At 68.6% G+C, this 16,513-nt stretch carries 17 protein-coding genes; 3 read left to right on the top strand and 14 right to left on the bottom strand.

Annotated elements, in window-relative coordinates:
* Positions 1-6: 6 nt before the first annotated feature.
* On the bottom strand, positions 7-753 hold the full coding sequence (gene pcaD, locus OHA10_RS22930; RefSeq protein WP_371400811.1) for a 3-oxoadipate enol-lactonase: 747 nt from the start codon (positions 751-753) through the stop codon (positions 7-9).
* 41 nt (positions 754-794) lie between these two features.
* A complete protein-coding gene (locus OHA10_RS22925) occupies positions 795-1,205 on the bottom strand; it encodes a DUF2000 domain-containing protein (protein WP_371400810.1) in 411 nt (136 codons plus the stop codon).
* Positions 1,206-1,284: 79 nt separating this feature from the next.
* On the opposite strand from OHA10_RS22925, the gene OHA10_RS22920 reads away from it, so the two are divergent.
* On the top strand, positions 1,285-1,743 hold the full coding sequence (locus OHA10_RS22920) for an Lrp/AsnC family transcriptional regulator (protein WP_371400809.1): 459 nt from the start codon (positions 1,285-1,287) through the stop codon (positions 1,741-1,743).
* 10 nt (positions 1,744-1,753) lie between these two features.
* On the opposite strand, the gene OHA10_RS22915 is transcribed toward OHA10_RS22920, so the two are convergent.
* The 11 genes from OHA10_RS22915 to OHA10_RS22865 form a co-directional block, all read right to left on the bottom strand.
* Positions 1,754-2,626, bottom strand: coding sequence for a sigma-70 family RNA polymerase sigma factor (locus tag OHA10_RS22915; RefSeq protein ID WP_371400808.1), 873 nt, complete (start codon positions 2,624-2,626; stop codon positions 1,754-1,756).
* Complete coding sequence (locus OHA10_RS22910) at positions 2,575-3,006, bottom strand: carboxymuconolactone decarboxylase family protein (RefSeq protein ID WP_371400807.1); 432 nt, start codon at positions 3,004-3,006, stop codon at positions 2,575-2,577. The genes OHA10_RS22915 and OHA10_RS22910 overlap by 52 nt, the downstream gene beginning before the upstream one ends.
* Positions 3,007-3,082: 76 nt before the next feature.
* A complete protein-coding gene (locus OHA10_RS22905; RefSeq protein ID WP_371400806.1) occupies positions 3,083-3,814 on the bottom strand; it encodes a hypothetical protein in 732 nt (243 codons plus the stop codon).
* A gap of 62 nt (positions 3,815-3,876) precedes the next feature.
* Positions 3,877-5,043, bottom strand: a complete 1,167-nt coding sequence (gene rodA, locus OHA10_RS22900) for a rod shape-determining protein RodA (protein WP_371400805.1) — start codon at positions 5,041-5,043, stop codon at positions 3,877-3,879.
* A gap of 10 nt (positions 5,044-5,053) precedes the next feature.
* A complete protein-coding gene (mrdA, locus tag OHA10_RS22895) occupies positions 5,054-7,108 on the bottom strand; it encodes a penicillin-binding protein 2 (protein ID WP_371400804.1) in 2,055 nt (684 codons plus the stop codon).
* The gene (gene mreD / locus OHA10_RS22890; RefSeq protein ID WP_371400803.1) at positions 7,105-7,635 is read right to left on the bottom strand and encodes a rod shape-determining protein MreD; all 531 of its coding nucleotides are present in this window, start codon (positions 7,633-7,635) and stop codon (positions 7,105-7,107) included. Before mreD ends, mrdA begins: the two co-directional genes overlap by 4 nt.
* 4 nt (positions 7,636-7,639) lie before the next feature.
* A complete protein-coding gene (gene mreC, locus OHA10_RS22885) occupies positions 7,640-8,578 on the bottom strand; it encodes a rod shape-determining protein MreC (protein ID WP_371400802.1) in 939 nt (312 codons plus the stop codon).
* An 11-nt stretch (positions 8,579-8,589) separates the two neighbouring features.
* Positions 8,590-9,606, bottom strand: coding sequence for a rod shape-determining protein (locus OHA10_RS22880; RefSeq protein WP_137254207.1), 1,017 nt, complete (start codon positions 9,604-9,606; stop codon positions 8,590-8,592).
* Positions 9,607-9,766: 160 nt separating this feature from the next.
* Positions 9,767-10,177 (bottom strand): nucleoside-diphosphate kinase, encoded by a 411-nt coding sequence (gene ndk / locus OHA10_RS22875; RefSeq protein ID WP_371400801.1) that lies wholly within the window; start codon positions 10,175-10,177, stop codon positions 9,767-9,769.
* Between the two features lie 77 nt (positions 10,178-10,254).
* On the bottom strand, positions 10,255-10,593 hold the full coding sequence (locus tag OHA10_RS22870) for a DUF4233 domain-containing protein (protein ID WP_371400800.1): 339 nt from the start codon (positions 10,591-10,593) through the stop codon (positions 10,255-10,257).
* Positions 10,590-11,951 (bottom strand): folylpolyglutamate synthase/dihydrofolate synthase family protein, encoded by a 1,362-nt coding sequence (locus OHA10_RS22865; RefSeq protein ID WP_371400799.1) that lies wholly within the window; start codon positions 11,949-11,951, stop codon positions 10,590-10,592. Before OHA10_RS22865 ends, OHA10_RS22870 begins: the two co-directional genes overlap by 4 nt.
* Positions 11,952-12,025: 74 nt before the next feature.
* Between OHA10_RS22865 and valS the strand changes: the two genes are divergently transcribed.
* Positions 12,026-14,569, top strand: a complete 2,544-nt coding sequence (gene valS, locus OHA10_RS22860) for a valine--tRNA ligase (protein WP_371400798.1) — start codon at positions 12,026-12,028, stop codon at positions 14,567-14,569.
* A 138-nt stretch (positions 14,570-14,707) separates the two neighbouring features.
* Complete coding sequence (locus tag OHA10_RS22855; protein ID WP_371400797.1) at positions 14,708-15,553, top strand: hypothetical protein; 846 nt, start codon at positions 14,708-14,710, stop codon at positions 15,551-15,553.
* Here the strand turns inward: OHA10_RS22855 and OHA10_RS22850 are convergent.
* Positions 15,550-16,476 carry an AEC family transporter gene (locus tag OHA10_RS22850; RefSeq protein ID WP_371400796.1) on the bottom strand — a complete coding sequence of 309 codons (927 nt, stop codon included), beginning with the start codon at positions 16,474-16,476 and terminating at the stop codon, positions 15,550-15,552. The genes OHA10_RS22855 and OHA10_RS22850 overlap by 4 nt on opposite strands.
* Positions 16,477-16,513: the final 37 nt, after the last annotated feature.

The following is a 16,513-nucleotide window of genomic DNA, read 5'->3' as shown; positions in this document are numbered from 1 at the left end:
GCGTAGTCAGGCGAGGTGCGCGAGGAGTAGTGGGTTGATGACGTCCGGGTGGGAGTAGGTGACGAGGTGGGCAGCCTTCTCGATGATCTCGAGGTGGGCGCCGGGGATCTCGGATGCGAGGGGTACGACGGTCTCCGGCGGGACGGACTGATCCGAGTCCGTGGTGATCAGCAGGACCGGGGCAGTGATGTCGTTCAGCTTCGGAAGGAGGTTCAGCGTGCTGATGGCCTCGCAGCAGGCGGCGTAGCCCTCGTCGGGGCAGTCCTGCAGCATCTGGCGGACGGGCTCGACGTCCTCGGTGTATTCGGGGAGGAACCAGCGGCCGAGGGTCGCGTCGGCGATCGACTGGGTGCCCTCGGCGCGTACCTGCGCGGCGCGGTCGGTCCACATCTGCGGGTTGACGGCCGTGTTGGTCGGCGGGCAGATCGCCACCAGACGGTGGATCCGCTCCGGGGCGTTCTCCGCCAGCCAGAGCCCGACCGACCCGCCGAGCGAGATCCCGACGTACGACGCCTGGTCCACCTCGAGGGTGTCGAGCAACTCGACGACGTCGCCGCCGAGGTCGTCGATCGTGTACGGGCCGTCGGGGACCTCGGACCCGCCATGGCCGCGATGGTCGAACGCAATCACCCGAAACCGCTTGGCGAGCACCTCCACCTGCGGCGCCCACATCGCTTGATCGGCCCCGAGCGACGAGCCGAGCAACACCACGGGCGCGTCCGCCGGACCGGTCTCCACGTAGTTCAGTCGCATGCAGCCCACCCTACGGACTCCGCGCTTGTTGGAGGAGTTCGTCAGCGGTAGAGCGGTAGGGCTCCGGTGAGGGAGTCGATGGCCGGTCGTGGGCCGTACAACGCGAGTCCGAGGTACTCGATGTCTTCGGGCTTCGTGCCGCTGAGCGTCGTCGCCATCTGCTCGTAGGTGCGTGCCTGCTGGGCGACCTGCGTCATGTCGTGCACGGTGACGCCGGCGCGGGCTGCGGCCTGGCCGCGCAGGACGTGGAGTTGCTCGGCGGACGCTCGCAGGATCGGGATCGGGTACGCACACATCCCGGTGTGGGTCGCGCCGGACGCGTCGACGCTGTCCGGGCCGACCGTGTCGTCGTGGCGACGGCCGATACCGACGCCGAGCAGGGCGGCGGTGTTGAGGGCGACACCGATGGGCGCTTCGGTCGCGACCACCACGACCATCTTGTTCGTCAGCACGCAGGTAAAGTTAGCCGTCTGCGCGGGATCGCGTCCGACTCCCCGAACATCGTTCGGCAGATCTGCGAAACTGGCTGATATGGACGAACTTGATACGGCGCTGCTGCGAATGCTGCAGAACGACGCCCGCCGTACGAACCGCGACATGGCCGCTGAGCTCGGCATCGCGCCCTCGACCTGCCTGGAGCGGATCCGTGGGCTGCGCGACCGCGGGGTGATCAGCGGCTATCACGCCGCCGTGGACCTCGAGGCGATCGACCGCTCGACCCAGGCGATCATCTCGATCAAGCTCAGGCCGCAGGCGATGGCTGTTGCGACCGCGTTCCAGGCCTATGTGATGGACCTGCCGCAGACGCTCGACATGTTCATGGTGTCGGGTGGCTCCGACTTTCTGGCACATGTCGCGGTGAAGGACACGCGGGCCTTGCGCGATCTCGTGCTGGCGCTCGCCAAGCGCCAGGAGATCGCCGACATCCGCAGCTCGGTCGTGTTCGAGCACCACAGACGAACGACGATCATGCCGCTGGACGAGGCCTGAGCCGCGGCCTCTAGCGAACAGCGGTGAGTTTGTGGGGGTTGGCGAGGACTCGGATGGTGGTGATCTGAGTGCCGTTGGAGTCGAGGGTGAGGACGTGGCGGTGGCCTCGGACCGATATGTCCAGGGCGGGGCCGGTGGCCAGGTCCACGGGGGTGATGGTGACATCGGTGTGGGCGTAGATGTGGGTGAAGAAGGTGGCCACCTTGTCGCGACCCACGACGGGTTTGCGGGCGGCTCGGCGTACGCCGCCGCCGTCGGTCCAGGAGGTGACGGAGTCTTTGAGCAGGTCCTCCAGGCGAGCCAGGTCGCCTTCGCGGGCGGCGGCTACGAAGTCGTGGAGGAGGCGGCGTTGCTCGGCGGCGGAGGGGTGGAAGCGAGGGCGGTCGTCGGCGAGTTCACGCACGGCCCGGCGGTGGAGCTGGCGGCAGTGTTCCGGCGTACGGTCCAGGATCTCCGCGATCTCGTCGTACGGGAGGGTGAAGGCGGTGCGCAGTACGTAGACAGCGCGCTGCGGTGGAGTCAGCCGTTCCATCAGGTGGAGTAGCGCCATCGAGAGGTCGCCCAGGTCGATGGCATCCGCCAGGACCGGCTCCGGCAGCCATTCGCCGGTGTAGCTCTCGCGGCGCGCTTGCCTGGTTCGGAGTACGTCGATGGACAGCCGCGTCACCACCCTGGTCAGGTAGCGACGCGGCTCGGCCACATCGGTGCGGTCTGCGGCGGACCAGCGGACGTACGCGTCCTGCAGCACGTCTTCGGCGTCGTGCCAGCTGCCCAGCAACCGGTACGCGAGGCCGGCGAGCATGCCGCGGGCCGACTCGAATTCGCGCAGGATCAACCGGCCAGTTCCGGCTGTTTCCTGGTTGCGATGTTCAATCGGGTCCACAGGTTGATGGTGCCAATCGCGAGGAGCACGTTGGCAGCGCCCTCCTCGCCGAAGTGCTCCACCACCGCATCCCACACCTCGTCCGGTACGCCGCCGCGCTCGAGCTGCGTGACCGCATCGGTCAGCGCCAACGCGGCCCGTTCACGCTCGTCGTAGAACGAGGAGTCGTGCCAGGCGGCGAGCCCGAACAGGCGCTGGCTGCTCTCGCCTGCCTTCAGCGCGTCCGTCGTGTGCATGTCGAGGCAGAACGCGCACCCGTTGAGCATCGACGCCCTGATCTTGATCAGGTGCAGCAACGTGTGGTCCAGAACGCCCTGCACATAGTTCTCCACGCCGTACACGGCCCGGAAGCCGGCCGGCGAGACTTTGCTGAAACTCATCCGCTCTTCCATGCCAACACGACGGTGGCACGTCATCCCGGCGTGACAACGACCAGCGTGACGCCCGTCACCCTGGTCAAGCTGTCTTGAGGACCTGCCGCGCCTTTGTGACCGCGGCCTCGGTGGCGGGCTCCAGCTCGCCGCCCTGGCCGGCGAGTACGCCGACGGACAGGATCACGTCGTCGACGCCGGTGACGGCGGCGGTGTACTCGAGGCCGCGCTTGGGCCCGCTGGTGCCGGTGAGACGGAACGCGAACGGCTTGGTGCCGTACGCCGGAGCGGTGATCTTCTCGACCTTCATCGAGGTGTTGCCGGAGCCCTCGGTCTTCAGCGTCACCTTGGTGCAGGAGTCGACGGCCTTCGCGTACGAATCGCGGAGGTCGGCGACCTCGGCGGCGGTGCCCATCGAGTCGAGGCCGTAGTCGATGTACGGGCCCTCCTGGCCGCCGGTGAAGGTGCGGGTCACGCTCGCCTTCGACCCGGGGGCCTTGGTGGCGTTGAGGTATTTGACCAGGGTCTTGCAGCGGCTGCTCGGCGACGAGAACGGCTTCGAGCCGTCGTCGGACTCGTCCTTCTCCTGGGAGAACCCGCTCGGCAGGTCGTTGAGCTCGAGCAGCGCCTTGGTCAGCTCGTCGGCCGTCCGGGTGACCGGCACGGTCGACGTCGGCGCCGGTGCGCTGGGCGTCGAGCTCGGGGTGGGCGTGAGCGGCGTACCGGCAACCTTCTTGTCGTCGTCCCCACCGCAGGCGGTGAGGGACAGCGCGAGGGCAGCGGTGAGCGCGAGCGGGAACGACACAGACCTGGTCATGGGGCCTCTCCGGGGGGACTGAGGAGCGCGGAGGGAGCGTACCTGACGTGTCAGTTCGCGGGTCAGTAGCGGTGGGACCTGAGGTGGATGTTCTGCAGCAGGCCGACCGCGAGCAGGCAGGCGAACATCGAGGAACCGCCGTACGACACGAACGGCAGCGGGAGGCCGGTGACCGGCATGATGCCGAGCGTCATGCCGATGTTCTCGAACGCCTGGAACGCGAACCAGCAGACGATCCCGGTCGCGACCAGCCGGCCGAACGCGTCCCGGGCGTTGATCGCGATCCGCAGCCCGCGGAACAGGATCACCGCGAACAGCACGATGATCGCGCCGGCGCCGATCAGCCCGAGCTCCTCCCCCGCGACCGTGAAGACGAAGTCGGTGTGCTGTTCGGGGACGAACGCGTTCTGGGTCTGGCCGCCGTGGAACAGGCCCTGGCCGAACACCCCACCGTTGCCGATCGCGATCCGGGCCTGGTTCACGTTGTACCCGATGCCCTGCGGATCCGACGACGGGTGCGCGAACGCGATGAAGCGCGAGATCTGGTACTGCTTCAGGATGTGCAGCTTGATCGCGATCGCCGCGACCAGCACGCCAGCGGTGAGCAGACCGAGCATCCAGCGTTTCGGTACGCCGGAGACCGCGATGATCCCGAACACGATCGAGCCGAGCACCATCACCGTGCCGAGGTCGGGCTGCAGCATCACCAGGATCACCGGCACGGCGGCGACCCCGACGGCCTGCGCGACGTCGACGGTACGGGCGTTCTCGTTGCGGTCGGTCTCGCCCTTCTCCGCGATCAGCAGCGCCATCCCGACGATCACCGCGAGTTTGGCGAACTCGCTCGGCTGGATCGACATGAACGGCAACTGGATCCACGACCGGGACCCGTTGATCGTCGACCCGACGCCCGGCACGAGGACCAGGATCAGTCCGACGATCGAGGCGGCGTACAGGACCGGGGCGAGGATGCGGACCCGGCGGTGATCGGTGACGGCAGCGCCGACCGCGAGGATCAGGCCGATCGCGAAGTTCAAGGCGTGCCGGACCAGGAACGCGTACTGGTTCCCGTCGGTCAGCGAGGTGCGGTTGTGGGTCGCGGACCAGATCAGCATCGCGCCGAGGAACGACAGCGCGACCACGCCGAGCACGAGGACCCAGTCCACCTGCCACACGGTCGACCGCCGGTCCATCCGCGATCGCATCCGGATCGGAGTCAGTAGTGCCATCTGCCCGCCCTCACTGCTTCGGCTTCTCTTGCCCGGGCGGCGGCGCCGGCTTGATGTTGTACAGCGTCTCGTAGATCTTCCGGACCGCGTCACCGCCGGCGCCCGAACCCGTACCGGCCTGGCTGATCATCATCACCACGGCGTACCGATCGGTGTACGACGCCAGCCACGACGTCGTCTGCTTGCCGTAGACCTCGGCCGTACCGGTCTTGGCGCGGACCGGGATCTTGTCGAGCGGGAAGCCCTGGAACTTCCAGGCCGCGGTGCCGCTGACCGTGGTCTGCTTGAGCGCGGTGTCGATGTAGCGCAGCGTGTTCTTCGCGACCGGGAGCTTGGCCTTCACTACCGGCTTGATCTGGTGCGGCTTGCCGTTCGCGCCGACCCAGGACTGGACGACTCGCGGCTCGAAGAGCGTGCCGCCGTTCGACAGGGCGGAGTACACGGTCGCGAGCTGCAGCGGGGTGACTGTGGTGTCGCCCTGGCCGATCGCGAAGTTGACCGCGTCACCGGCGCGGTACTTGTACCCGTCGACGCAGAACTCGCGGGCGAACTGCTTCAGGAAGGCCGACGTGCCGGACGGCGGGTTGGCCGACAGCTTGCAGTAGTAGTCCTTCATCGAGTCGTAGTACGTCTTCTTCCACTGGCGGTCCGCGATCCGGCCGGTCGCCTCGCCGGGCAGGTCGATCCCGGTCGGCTTGCCGAGGCCGAACTTCTTCGCCATCTCGACCAGCGGGTCGTACGTGCTGATGTCGCTGGAGTTGCCGCCCTCCTTCAGCCAGAGCGCGTACGCGATCCGGTAGAAGAACGTGTCACAGGACAGCGCGAGCGCCTGGTCGAAGCCGATCATCCCGTACGACGCGGACTCGTAGTTCTTGAACCGGCGGTTGCCGACCTCGAAGTACGACGAGCAGTCGAGCCGCGTCTTCGGGCTGTACCCGGCGCCCATCGCGGCCGAGGTGGTGATCGGCTTGAACGTCGAACCCGGCGCCAGCTGGGCCTGCAGCGCACGGGAGACCAGCGGCGTGCCGGACTTCGCCGAGTAGAGCGCGTCGAGCTCGCGCTGGCTGATGCCGCCGACCCAGACCCCCGGGTCGTACGTCGGGTAGCTGGCCATCGCGACGACCCGGCCGGTCTTGGTGTCCATGACCACCGCGGCGCCGGAGTCGGCGACGTACTTCTTGTGGGTCACCGGGTCGGTCTGCTTGCGCGCGGTCATGATCGCGTTCTTCAGCTGGGCCTCGACCGAGGCCTGGATCCGCGCGTCGATGGTGGTGACCAGCGTCGCGCCCGGAACCGGCGCGGTCTGCTTCTTGATGCCGGTGGTGTACCCGACCGCGTCGACGATGACGTCCTTCTCACCGGGCGTGCCGCGCAGCAGTTTGTCGTACGAGCGCTCGATGCCGGCGCGGCCGACCAGGTCCGACCGGTGCGGGACCGAGTCCTGCCCGGCCTTGTCCATGTCCTCGAGCTCTTCGGTGGTGATCGGCGACAGGTACCCGAGGATGTGGGCGGCGTTCACCTTGTAGGGCTCGGGGTACGCGCGAAGGGTCTGCGAGTCGGCGGCGATCCCGGGGAAGTCCTCGCGGCGCTCCATCACGTCGATCGCGACCTGCTCGCTGACGTCCTTCGCCACCGGGATCGGCTGGTACGGCGTGCCGTTCCAGCAGGCGGGTGGTTTGGACGCGCCGGGCTCGCCGCAGAGCATCGTGCGGGCCTTGAGGTCGGCGGGCTTCTGGCCGAGCACCTTCGCGAGGCGGGTGAGAACGACGTTCTGCTGGCTGTCGGGGAGTTTGGCGAGCACCGACCGGTCGACCGTGATCATCAACGAGACCCGGTTGCCGACCAGCGTCCGGCCCTGGGAGTCGACGATCGTGCCGCGCGGGGCCGGGATCAGGACCTGCCGGATGTGCTGGGCGGTCGCGGCCTGGGTGTAGTCGGCGCTCGACATCACCTGCATGTACCAGAGCCGGCCGAAAAGCGTGCACAGCAAGGAGAAGACGAGCACGCCGATCACGAACAGCCGCAACCGGGCCTTCAACGGCGCTTCGAACCCGTCCCAACTCATGGCGCGACTCGGCGCTCGCGGGCAGGTTGGACGCGGCCCATGATCCACATCACCAGCGGGATCACCACGATCGCGCCGACCACGTCGTACCCCGCGGCGATGCCGAGGCGGACGCCGAACTCGCCCCAGTCGACCGACGGGTCGTGCAGCAGCGAGCCGGTCGCGCTGTAGATGAAGAACGAGACCGCCGTCCCGAGCACGACCGTCAGCGCGACCCCGAGCGGGCCGACCGGCCCGCTGGAGGTCTCACGGCGGATGAGGCCGGCGATGTAGCCCGCGATCGCGAGCGAGAGCGCCCACCGGCCGGCCGTGTGGTCGGCCGGCGGCACGATGTCGAGCAGCAGACCGCCGACGAATCCGGCGATCGCACCCCACTCCGGCCCGCGGGACAGCGCGAGCGCGATCACCACGATCAGGGTCAGGTCACACGTCACCCCGGCGACCGCGATGTTGGCCAGCACGGACGTCTGCACGGTCACGGCCAGCATCAGGAAGAGGGCAGCCAGGCCGATGCGTAGTGCGATCATGGTGTCAGTTCCCCTTCCCTGGTAGTGGGGCTCGTGGTGGACGGGCGGGTGGTCCGGTGACCACTCCGACGGTGTCGATCCGGGTCGGGTCGACGTACGGCTTGATGGTTGCGGTGGATCCGAGGGAGCCTTCGTTCGGCGTCACGGAGGTGACGACGCCGATCGGGACACCCGGCACGTACGGCGCGTTGCCGCTCGAGCCCCAGGTGACGATCCGGTCCCCGACCTTCGGGCGGGCCTTCGGGTCGACGAGCTTGTAGTCGAGGGTGCCGGCCACGTCGCCGCGCCCGGAGACGAAGCCGAGCGCCATCGACGAGTTCAACCGGCCGCCGACGGTCGAGTTGCGGTCGCCGATCAGCAGCACGGTCGCGGTCCCCGTGGTGGTGCGCACCACCCGGCCGACCAGACCGGTCCCGTTCATCACGGTCATGTCGGTGTGCACGCCGTCCGCCGTCCCGGCGTCGATCGTGACCGTGTGGCTGAACGTCTGGGCGCCACCGATCCCGATCACCCGGGCCGGCGTCATCGTGTACGCCGGCGCGACCTTGAGCAGCTTGTCCAACTCCTGCGCCCGGTTGCGGGCGTAGTCGGAGGTGTTCAGCTCCTGGGTCAGATTCTCGTTGTCCTTCTTGAGTTTTTCGTTCTCTGCTTTCAACCTGTCCATTTCCGCGAACCGGTCGCGGAGGTCGTCCACAGGCTGCCGGGCCGAGCTCGCGGTCGACTCCAGCGGGCCGAACACGCCGGCCGCGGCCTCCCGCAGCGGCTCGACCGGCGAACCGGCCGAGCGGCGGGCGTCGAGCACGATCAGCGTGAAACAGGCCAGGATCACCAGCGCGAGCACGGTCCGGCGGCGACGGACCTGCCGCGGCATGCCGGTCGCGCGCAGCGGTGCGCCGGCCGAACGGATCGCGCTCCGGGCCGGGGTACCGAGGTCTTTGAGCATCGGGTGGTACCTCAGCGCCGGTTGTCGGTGACCAGGATGCGGTTGAGGGTCTCGATGTTGTCCACGCACTTGCCGGCGCCGAGGACGACGGCGTCCAGCGGATTCTCCGCGACGTGGATCGGGATGCCGGTCTCGTGCCGCAGCCGCTCGTCCATGCCCTTCAGCAGCGCACCGCCGCCGGTCAGCACGATGCCGCGGTCGACGATGTCGCCGGCCAGCTCCGGCGGGGTCTTGTCCAGCGTCGCCTTGACCGCGTCGACGATCGCGGTGATCGGCTCCTCGATCGCCTGGCGCATGTCGGCCGAGGACACCTTCACCGTCCGCGGCAGGCCGGAGACCATGTCGCGGCCGCGGATCTCGCTGTCCGGGCCGTCGGTGGTCGGGAACGCCGACCCGATCGTCATCTTGATCTGCTCCGAGGTCGCCTCGCCGAGCAGCAGCGAGAACTCCTTCTTGCAGTAGTTCACGATCGCCTTGTCGATGGCGTCGCCGGCCACCCGGATCGACTGGCTGGTGACGATGCCGCCGAACGAGATGACCGCGACCTCCGTCGTACCGCCGCCGATGTCGACGACCATGTTGCCGGTGGCGTCGCGGACCTCGAGATTCGAGCCGAGCGCGGCGGCCATCGGCTCCTCGATGATGTAGACCTTGCGGGCGCCGGCCATGTACCCGGCATCGCGGACCGCCCGCTGCTCGACCGCGGTGATCCCGGACGGGACGCAGACCACGATCCGCGGCTTGGCGAAGTACCGCCGGCGGTGGACCCGCTGGATGAAGTACCGCAGCATCTGCTCGGCGGCGTCGAAGTCGGCGATCACGCCGTCCTTGAGCGGCCGGATCGCGGTGATGTTGCCCGGCGTACGGCCGATCATCTTCTTCGCCTCGTGCCCGAACGCGACCGCCTCGCGCGGGTCGTCCGTCCGGGTCGCGACCACGGACGGCTCGTTCAGCACGACGCCCCGCCCACGTACGTACACCAGGGTGTTCGCCGTCCCGAGGTCGACCGCCATGTCGCGGCCGAGCATGCTGTTCGCCACCGCGGCACCTCCCACTCGACCCCAACTCAGGCTAAGCGCCGCCCGCGCAAAGCCCGTGGACCGACACGACCGGTCCGTCCGGCACGTATCGTATCCGCTTACTCACCTGGCGTCCGCACTGGCCTCTCGGGCGCGAACGGCCTTGTGATCAGGGCAGGTCGGGGAACCAGATCTTTATCTCGCGGCTCGCGGACTCCTCGGAGTCGGAGCCGTGCACGAGGTTCTCGCGGTTGGACAGCGAGAAGTCGCCGCGGATGGTCCCGGGTGCGGCCTTGCGGCCGTCGGTGGCGCCGTTCAGGGCGCGGATGACCTCGATCGCCTCGTCGCCCTCGAGCACCATCGCGACCAGCGGGCCGCTGGTGACGAAGTCGCGCAGCGGCGGGTAGAAGGCCTTCTCGACGTGCTCGGCGTAGTGCTGGTCAGCCATCTCGCCGTCGATCGTGCGCAGGTCCATCGCGACGATCCGGAGCCCCTTGGCCTCGAACCGGCCGAGCACCTCACCGACCAGGCCGCGGCGGACCGTGTCGGGCTTCAGCAGGACCAGGGTGCGCTGCGACATCTGTCAACTCTCTCTCGAACTAGGGTGGGCGGCCGAGCCTAGTGGGTGTCTCATGGTTTCACGCCGGCGTGAAACCATCAGACACCCCCTAACTGCTCGTGCGACTTCTTGGCCTCCTCGATGCGGCGGCCGAGGACGATCGCGGCGACCCAGAAGGCCGCGAACGCCGCGCCGAGGACGAACATCACCGAGACGACGAAGCCGAGGCCGACTGCGCCGACCTGGACCACCGAGCCCAGGACGTACCCGAGCTGGTAGCGCAGCAGGCCTGCCGCGAGGATCGCGAGCACCGCCAGCCCGAGGCAGACCGGTACGGCGACCGCGGGCCGGACGTCGGCGACCGAGATCATCACCGGCGTGACGAGCGCGAGCACGATCGACTCGAACCCGAGCACGATCGACGCGAGCGACCTCATTCCTGATCGGCCTTCGACTTGCGGACCAGCAGGCTGCGCGCCTCGCCTGCGGTGATGACCGAGCCGGTGATCAGTACGCCGCCGCTGCCGAGCGCGACCGCGTTCTCCTCGGCCAGCCGGATGGCGTCGTCGATCGCGTCGATCAGGTGCGGCCGGACCAGCACCCGCTCCTCGCCGAACACCTCGGCCGCCAGTTCGCCCAGCTCCTCGGCCGGCATCGAGCGCTCGACGAAGCTGTTCCGGGTGCAGACGACCGTTTCCATGATCGGCTCGTACGCCTCGAGGACGCCGTACACGTCCTTGTCCTTCATGCAGCCGAGGACGCCGATCAGCGGCTCGAACTGGAACGCCTCCGAGACCGTCGCCGCGGTCGCCTCGGCGCCGTGCGGGTTGTGCGCGGCGTCGACGATGACCGTCGGGCTCTGCCGGACGACCTCCATCCGGCCCGGGCTGGTCACGTTGGCGAAACCGGCCTGCAGCAGTTCGGTGGTGACGCGGCCCTCCGACTCCGGGCCGGCGCCGAGCAGCGCCTCGACCGCGGCGACGGCAGCGGCCGCGTTGTGCGCCTGGTACTCACCGTGCAGCGGGATGTACAGCTCGTCGTACTCCGCGCCCAGGCCCTTGATCGAGACGACCTGGCCGCCGACCGCGAGCGTCCGGCTGACGATGCCGAACTCGATCCCCTCGCGGGCGACCTGCGAACCGACCTCGGCGGCCCGGCGGAGCAGGACCTCGAAGACCTCCAGGCTCTGCTGCGACATCACCGTCGTACCGCCGGTCTTGATGATGCCGGCCTTCTCGCCGGCGATCGTGACCGGATCCGCGCCGAGGATGTGCGCGTGGTCGACCGCGATCGGCGTGATCACCGAGACCGTCCCGTCGGCGACGTTGGTCGAGTCCCAGGACCCGCCCAGGCCGACCTCGATCACCGCGACGTCGACCGGTGCGTCCGCGAAGACGGCGTACGCCATCGCGGTCATCACCTCGAAGAACGTCAGCGGGTGCTCCTGCTCGGCGTCCACGACGTCGAGGTACGGCGCGATCTCGGCGTACGCCTCGACGAAGCGCTCCTCGCTGATCGGCTCGCCGTCCAGCGTGATCCGCTCGCGCACCGACTCCAGGTGCGGGCTGGTGAACCGGCCGGTCCGCAGCCCCGCCTCGCGCAGCAGGGTGTCGATCATCCGGGCCGTGGACGTCTTGCCGTTGGTCCCCGTCAGGTGCACCACGGGGTAGGCCTTCTGGGGGTCGCCGAGCAGCTCGACGAGCCGCCGAACCCGGTCCAGGGAAGGCTCGATCTTGTGCTCCGGCCAGCGCGCCTGGAGCAGGGCCGACACATCGGCGTAAGAGAGGTCGCTCATGAGGATGCTCAGTCTAGGTGGGGGCTGTGGATAAGCGTTCGGAGCACCCCTTGACAACCACTACGATTGTGCGCATGAGCCAGACGTCCCGCGTTCCAGACAAGCCCACCCTCGAAGGCCTCGAGGAGAAGTGGGCTGCCGTATGGAAGGAGCAGCAGACCTACGCCTTCGACCGCACCGCCGAGCGGGCCGACGTGTTCTCGATCGACACGCCTCCCCCGACGGTCTCCGGGTCGCTGCACGTCGGGCACATCTTCAGCTACACCCACACCGACCTGGTCGCCCGGTTCCAGCGGATGCGCGGGAAGAAGGTCTTCTACCCGATCGGCTGGGACGACAACGGCCTGCCGACCGAGCGCCGGGTCCAGAACTACTACGGCGTCAAGTGCGACCCCTCGCTGCCGTACGACGCCGACTTCACCCCGCCGGCCAAGCCGGACCCGAAGAAGCAGCTCCCGATCTCCCGGCAGAACTTCGTCGACCTGTGCGGCGAGCTCACCCATATCGACGAGCAGGCATTCGAGTCGATGTGGCGGACGGTCGGCCTGAGCGTCGACTGGGAGCACCTCTACACGACGATCTCCGAGGACTCCCGGCGGACGTCGCAGCGCGCGTTCCTGCGCAACTTCGCCCGCGGCGAGGCCTACCTGGCCGAGGCGCCGACGGTCTGGGACGTCACGTTCCAGACCGCGGTCGCGCAGGCCGAGATGGAGGCCCGGCCATATCCGGGCGCCTACCACCGGATCGCGTTCCACGGCGCCGACGGCCCGATTTACATCGAGACCACCCGCCCGGAGCTGATCCCGGCCTGCGTCGCGCTGATCGCGCACCCGGACGACGAGCGGTACAAGCACCTGTTCGGGACGACGGTGAAGTCGCCGCTGTTCGGCGTCGAGGTCCCGGTCCTGTCTCACCCGGCCGCCGAGATGGACAAGGGCGCCGGTATCGCGATGTGCTGCACCTTCGGCGACCAGACCGACATCCAGTGGTGGCGCGAGCTGCAGCTGCCGGTCCGCACGGTCATCGGCCGCGACGGCCGGTTCCTGCGCGAGACCCCGGCCTGGCTCGAGGACTCCGCCGAGCTGTACGGCGAGCTGGCCGGCAAGACCGTCTTCAGCGCCCGCGAGCTGATCGTGGCGAAGCTGCGCGAGAGCGGCGACCTGGACGGCGAGCCGAAGCCCACCGAGCGGATGGCGAACTTCTACGAGAACGGCGACAAGCCGCTCGAGATCGTCTCCACCCGGCAGTGGTACATCACCAACGGCGGCCGCGACGACGCGCTCAAGCAGGAGTTCATCGAGCGCGGCGAGGAGCTCGCCTGGGTCCCCGAGCACATGCGCCACCGCTACCTGAACTGGGTCGAGGGGCTGAACGGCGACTGGCTGATCTCCCGCCAGCGGTACTTCGGCGTCCCGTTCCCGGTCTGGTATCCGCTGGACGCCGACGGCGAGCCCGACTACGCACACCCGCTGATGCCGGCCGAGGCCGAGCTGCCGATCGACCCGACCTCCCAGGCACCGCGGGGGTACGACGAGTCCCAGCGCGGCAAGCCGGGCGGGTTCGAGGCCGACCCCGATGTGATGGACACCTGGGCGACGTCGTCGCTCACGCCGCACATCGCCTGCGGCTGGGAGCGGGACGACGACCTGTTCCGGCGTACCTTCCCGATGGACCTGAACACGCACGCCCACGAGATCATCCGCACCTGGCTGTTCTCCCGCGTCGTCCGGGCCCACTTCGAGAACGGCACGCTGCCGTGGGCGCGGTCGATGATCTCCGGGTTCGTCGTCGACCCGGACCGGAAGAAGATGTCGAAGTCCAAGGGCAACGCGGTCGTCCCGACCGAGATCCTGGACAAGTTCGGCGCGGACGCGGTCCGGTGGCGGGCAGCGATGGCCCGGCCGGGGATGGACTCGCCGTTCGACGAGTCGCAGATGAAGGTCGGCCGGCGACTCGCGATCAAGGTCCTGAACGCATCGAAGTTCGTCCTCGGCTTCGGCGCGACGACGGTCGACGCTTCCGCCGTCACCGAGCCGGTCGACCTGGCGATGCTGCAGCAGCTGCGGTCGGTCGTCGCGGACGCCACGGCGGCCTTCGAGCGGTTCGACTACACCGGCGCGCTCGAGATCAGCGAGCGGTTCTTCTGGACGTTCTGCGACGACTACGTCGAGCTCGTCAAGGAGCGGGCGTACGGCGGTCAGGGCGACGCCGCCGCGACCTCCGCGAAGGCCGCGCTGGCTGTTGCGTTGTCGGTCCAGCTGCGGCTGCTTGCGCCGTACCTGCCGTTCGCGACCGAGGAGGTCTGGTCGTGGTGGCAGGAGGGTTCGATCCACCTGACCAGCTGGCCGCAGCCGGATGTCGATCTCGCGGTCGCCGCGCAGGAGCCTGAGGTTCTGGACGCCGTCTCGGAGGTTCTCGCGGGGATCCGCGGAGCGAAGTCCGAGGCGCAGGTCTCGATGAAGACCGAGGTCAGCAAGGTCGAGGTCACCGGTCCGGCCGCGCGGCTGGAGCTGGCCGAGCGCGCCGAGCCGGACCTGCGGGCCGCGGGCCGGATCACCGGCGAGATCGTCTGGCACGCCGACGACTCCGACGCGGTCAAGGTCGTCGCCGCACTCTGAGCACGTTCCCGGTGCCCGCCTCCTGCTGGAGGCGGGCACCGGCACGTGTCGCGGAACGACTACCCTGCGAGACCGGTTTGTGCTGATGTGGAAGCATCGGGTCCGAACCCCGTGACCGAACGTCCGAGGAGCCAACCCATGAGTGACCCCACCAACCCGGCTGATCCGACGCCGACGGAGAAGGCCGTCACCACGGCCGACGCCGGCGCGGACACCGCCGAGCTGGCCGCCGTCCCGGCTGGTGCCGAGAAACCAGCTGAGCAGACCCCTGGGGACACAAAGTCCGGCGCCGCAACCGGGCAGCCGAAGACCGAGCAGACGAAGACCGAGCAGACGAAGACCGAGCAGACGAAGACCGAGCAGACGAAGACCGAGCAGACGAAGACCGAGCAGCTGAAGACCGAGCAGCTGAAGACCGCGGAGCCCAAGACCGCGGAGCCCAAGAAGAAGTGGTGGCGGCGGATCAAGGTCCGCGGCCCGTGGGTGACGGTCGTCGCGGCGCTCGTCGTACTGATCGCTCTGGCCTTGCTCGGCTACATCTGGGGTCTCGGCCCGCTCAACCGGCTGAACACCGAACGCGGGATCACCCCGCCGGCGAAGCTGGCCGGGCTCGATCGGATCACCGACAAGAACATCCGCGACCAGCTCCAGCTGGACCAGACCCGCGAGGCGCTGAGCCGGATCAACAACGGCAAGCAGGCGACGGTCGAGGCGTACGGGACCATCGACGGCAACCGGATGTTCGTGATCATCGCGCTCCGCGGCAAGGTCGACATCGACAAGACCGTCGCCGACTCCGGCGCGACCCCGGACAAGATCAAGAAGATCGGCAGCTCCACCTGCGTCGAGTCGTCCGGCAACCTGCCGACCCAGTGCTACCGCGGCTCGAACACGCTCACGGTCATCGCCCAGTCCGCGAACGAAGGCGTCAACGTCGACCAGGTCGAGCCGGTCGCCGAGGAAGCCTTCAAGGCCATGCGCTAGGCCAGCAGACCCGCGATCAGGATCATCACCGGGATCGACAGCAGCGTGCTGAGCAGGACTGCGCTGCGGGCAAGTGTTCGGCTCGCCCTGTACTGGACGGCATAGACGTACACGTTCTGGGCGGTCGGCAGTGCGGCCAGCAGCGTCGGGGCCAGCAGGGCGGGGCCGTGGAGGTCCAGGACCCAGCGGGCAATGATGTACGCGACCAAGGGCTGGGCGAAGGTCTTGAGAGCTACGGCAAGTACGACGTCCCGCCGCAAGGTGATCGAATCCTTCGTCCCCGCGCTGAGGCTCAACCCGTAAGCGATCAAGGCGACCGGCACAGCCGCCGCGGCGACCAGGTCGATCGGCCGCATCACGACCTCCGGCAACCGCACGCCCAGCAGCGAGAACACCAGCCCGAGCAACGACGCCACCGTCAGCGGATTGCGGAGCGGTCGGGTCAGCATCGTCCGCAGCGACACCCGCCGCCCGCTCCCCTGCCGATCGTGGTCGAGGATCGCGAACGCGATCGGCGCCATCACCACGACCTGGAACAACACGATTGGTGCGACCAACGCACCGTTCCCCAGCACGTACGCCGCCACCGGCACGCCGAGGTTCCCGGCGTTCACGTACGACGACGCGAGCACACCGATCGTCGTTTCGGACCGCGTGCGCCGCCAGATCGCCGCTGCGACGACGACGAACACCACCTGGACCACGAACAGACTCAGCAGATTGGTGACCAGGACGACCGAGAAGATCGCCCGGAGGTCTGCCCGCGCGACCGTCGTGAACAGCAGCGCCGGCGTCGCGACGAAGAACGCCAGCCGCGACAGCACGAGCTCGTCCTGCGAACGCAGTACGCCGAAGAGGCCGACGACGTACCCGAGCACGGCGACCGCGACCAGCGCGCCGAAGGCACCGACGACGGCGGACATCTCAGGTACTCAACGGCTTGGACACGCGGCGATCGTA

The organism is Kribbella sp. NBC_00662, from assembly GCF_041430295.1.
Taxonomy (GTDB): domain Bacteria; phylum Actinomycetota; class Actinomycetes; order Propionibacteriales; family Kribbellaceae; genus Kribbella.
Note: the sequence above shows the minus strand (reverse complement) of the source record. Positions and strands in the feature narration are given on the sequence as shown.

Coding starts and splice junctions, on each gene's coding strand:
- pcaD (WP_371400811.1), bottom strand. CDS start 753: ATGCGACTGAACTACGTGGAGACCGGTCCGGCGGACGCGCCCGTGGTG.
- OHA10_RS22920 (WP_371400809.1), top strand. CDS start 1,285: ATGGACGAACTTGATACGGCGCTGCTGCGAATGCTGCAGAACGACGCC.
- OHA10_RS22910 (WP_371400807.1), bottom strand. CDS start 3,006: ATGAGTTTCAGCAAAGTCTCGCCGGCCGGCTTCCGGGCCGTGTACGGC.
- OHA10_RS22905 (WP_371400806.1), bottom strand. CDS start 3,814: ATGACCAGGTCTGTGTCGTTCCCGCTCGCGCTCACCGCTGCCCTCGCG.
- rodA (WP_371400805.1), bottom strand. CDS start 5,043: ATGGCACTACTGACTCCGATCCGGATGCGATCGCGGATGGACCGGCGG.
- mrdA (WP_371400804.1), bottom strand. CDS start 7,108: ATGAGTTGGGACGGGTTCGAAGCGCCGTTGAAGGCCCGGTTGCGGCTG.
- mreD (WP_371400803.1), bottom strand. CDS start 7,635: ATGATCGCACTACGCATCGGCCTGGCTGCCCTCTTCCTGATGCTGGCC.
- mreC (WP_371400802.1), bottom strand. CDS start 8,578: ATGCTCAAAGACCTCGGTACCCCGGCCCGGAGCGCGATCCGTTCGGCC.
- OHA10_RS22880 (WP_137254207.1), bottom strand. CDS start 9,606: ATGCTCGGCCGCGACATGGCGGTCGACCTCGGGACGGCGAACACCCTG.
- ndk (WP_371400801.1), bottom strand. CDS start 10,177: ATGTCGCAGCGCACCCTGGTCCTGCTGAAGCCCGACACGGTCCGCCGC.
- OHA10_RS22870 (WP_371400800.1), bottom strand. CDS start 10,593: ATGAGGTCGCTCGCGTCGATCGTGCTCGGGTTCGAGTCGATCGTGCTC.
- OHA10_RS22865 (WP_371400799.1), bottom strand. CDS start 11,951: ATGAGCGACCTCTCTTACGCCGATGTGTCGGCCCTGCTCCAGGCGCGC.
- valS (WP_371400798.1), top strand. CDS start 12,026: ATGAGCCAGACGTCCCGCGTTCCAGACAAGCCCACCCTCGAAGGCCTC.
- OHA10_RS22855 (WP_371400797.1), top strand. CDS start 14,708: ATGAGTGACCCCACCAACCCGGCTGATCCGACGCCGACGGAGAAGGCC.
- OHA10_RS22850 (WP_371400796.1), bottom strand. CDS start 16,476: ATGTCCGCCGTCGTCGGTGCCTTCGGCGCGCTGGTCGCGGTCGCCGTG.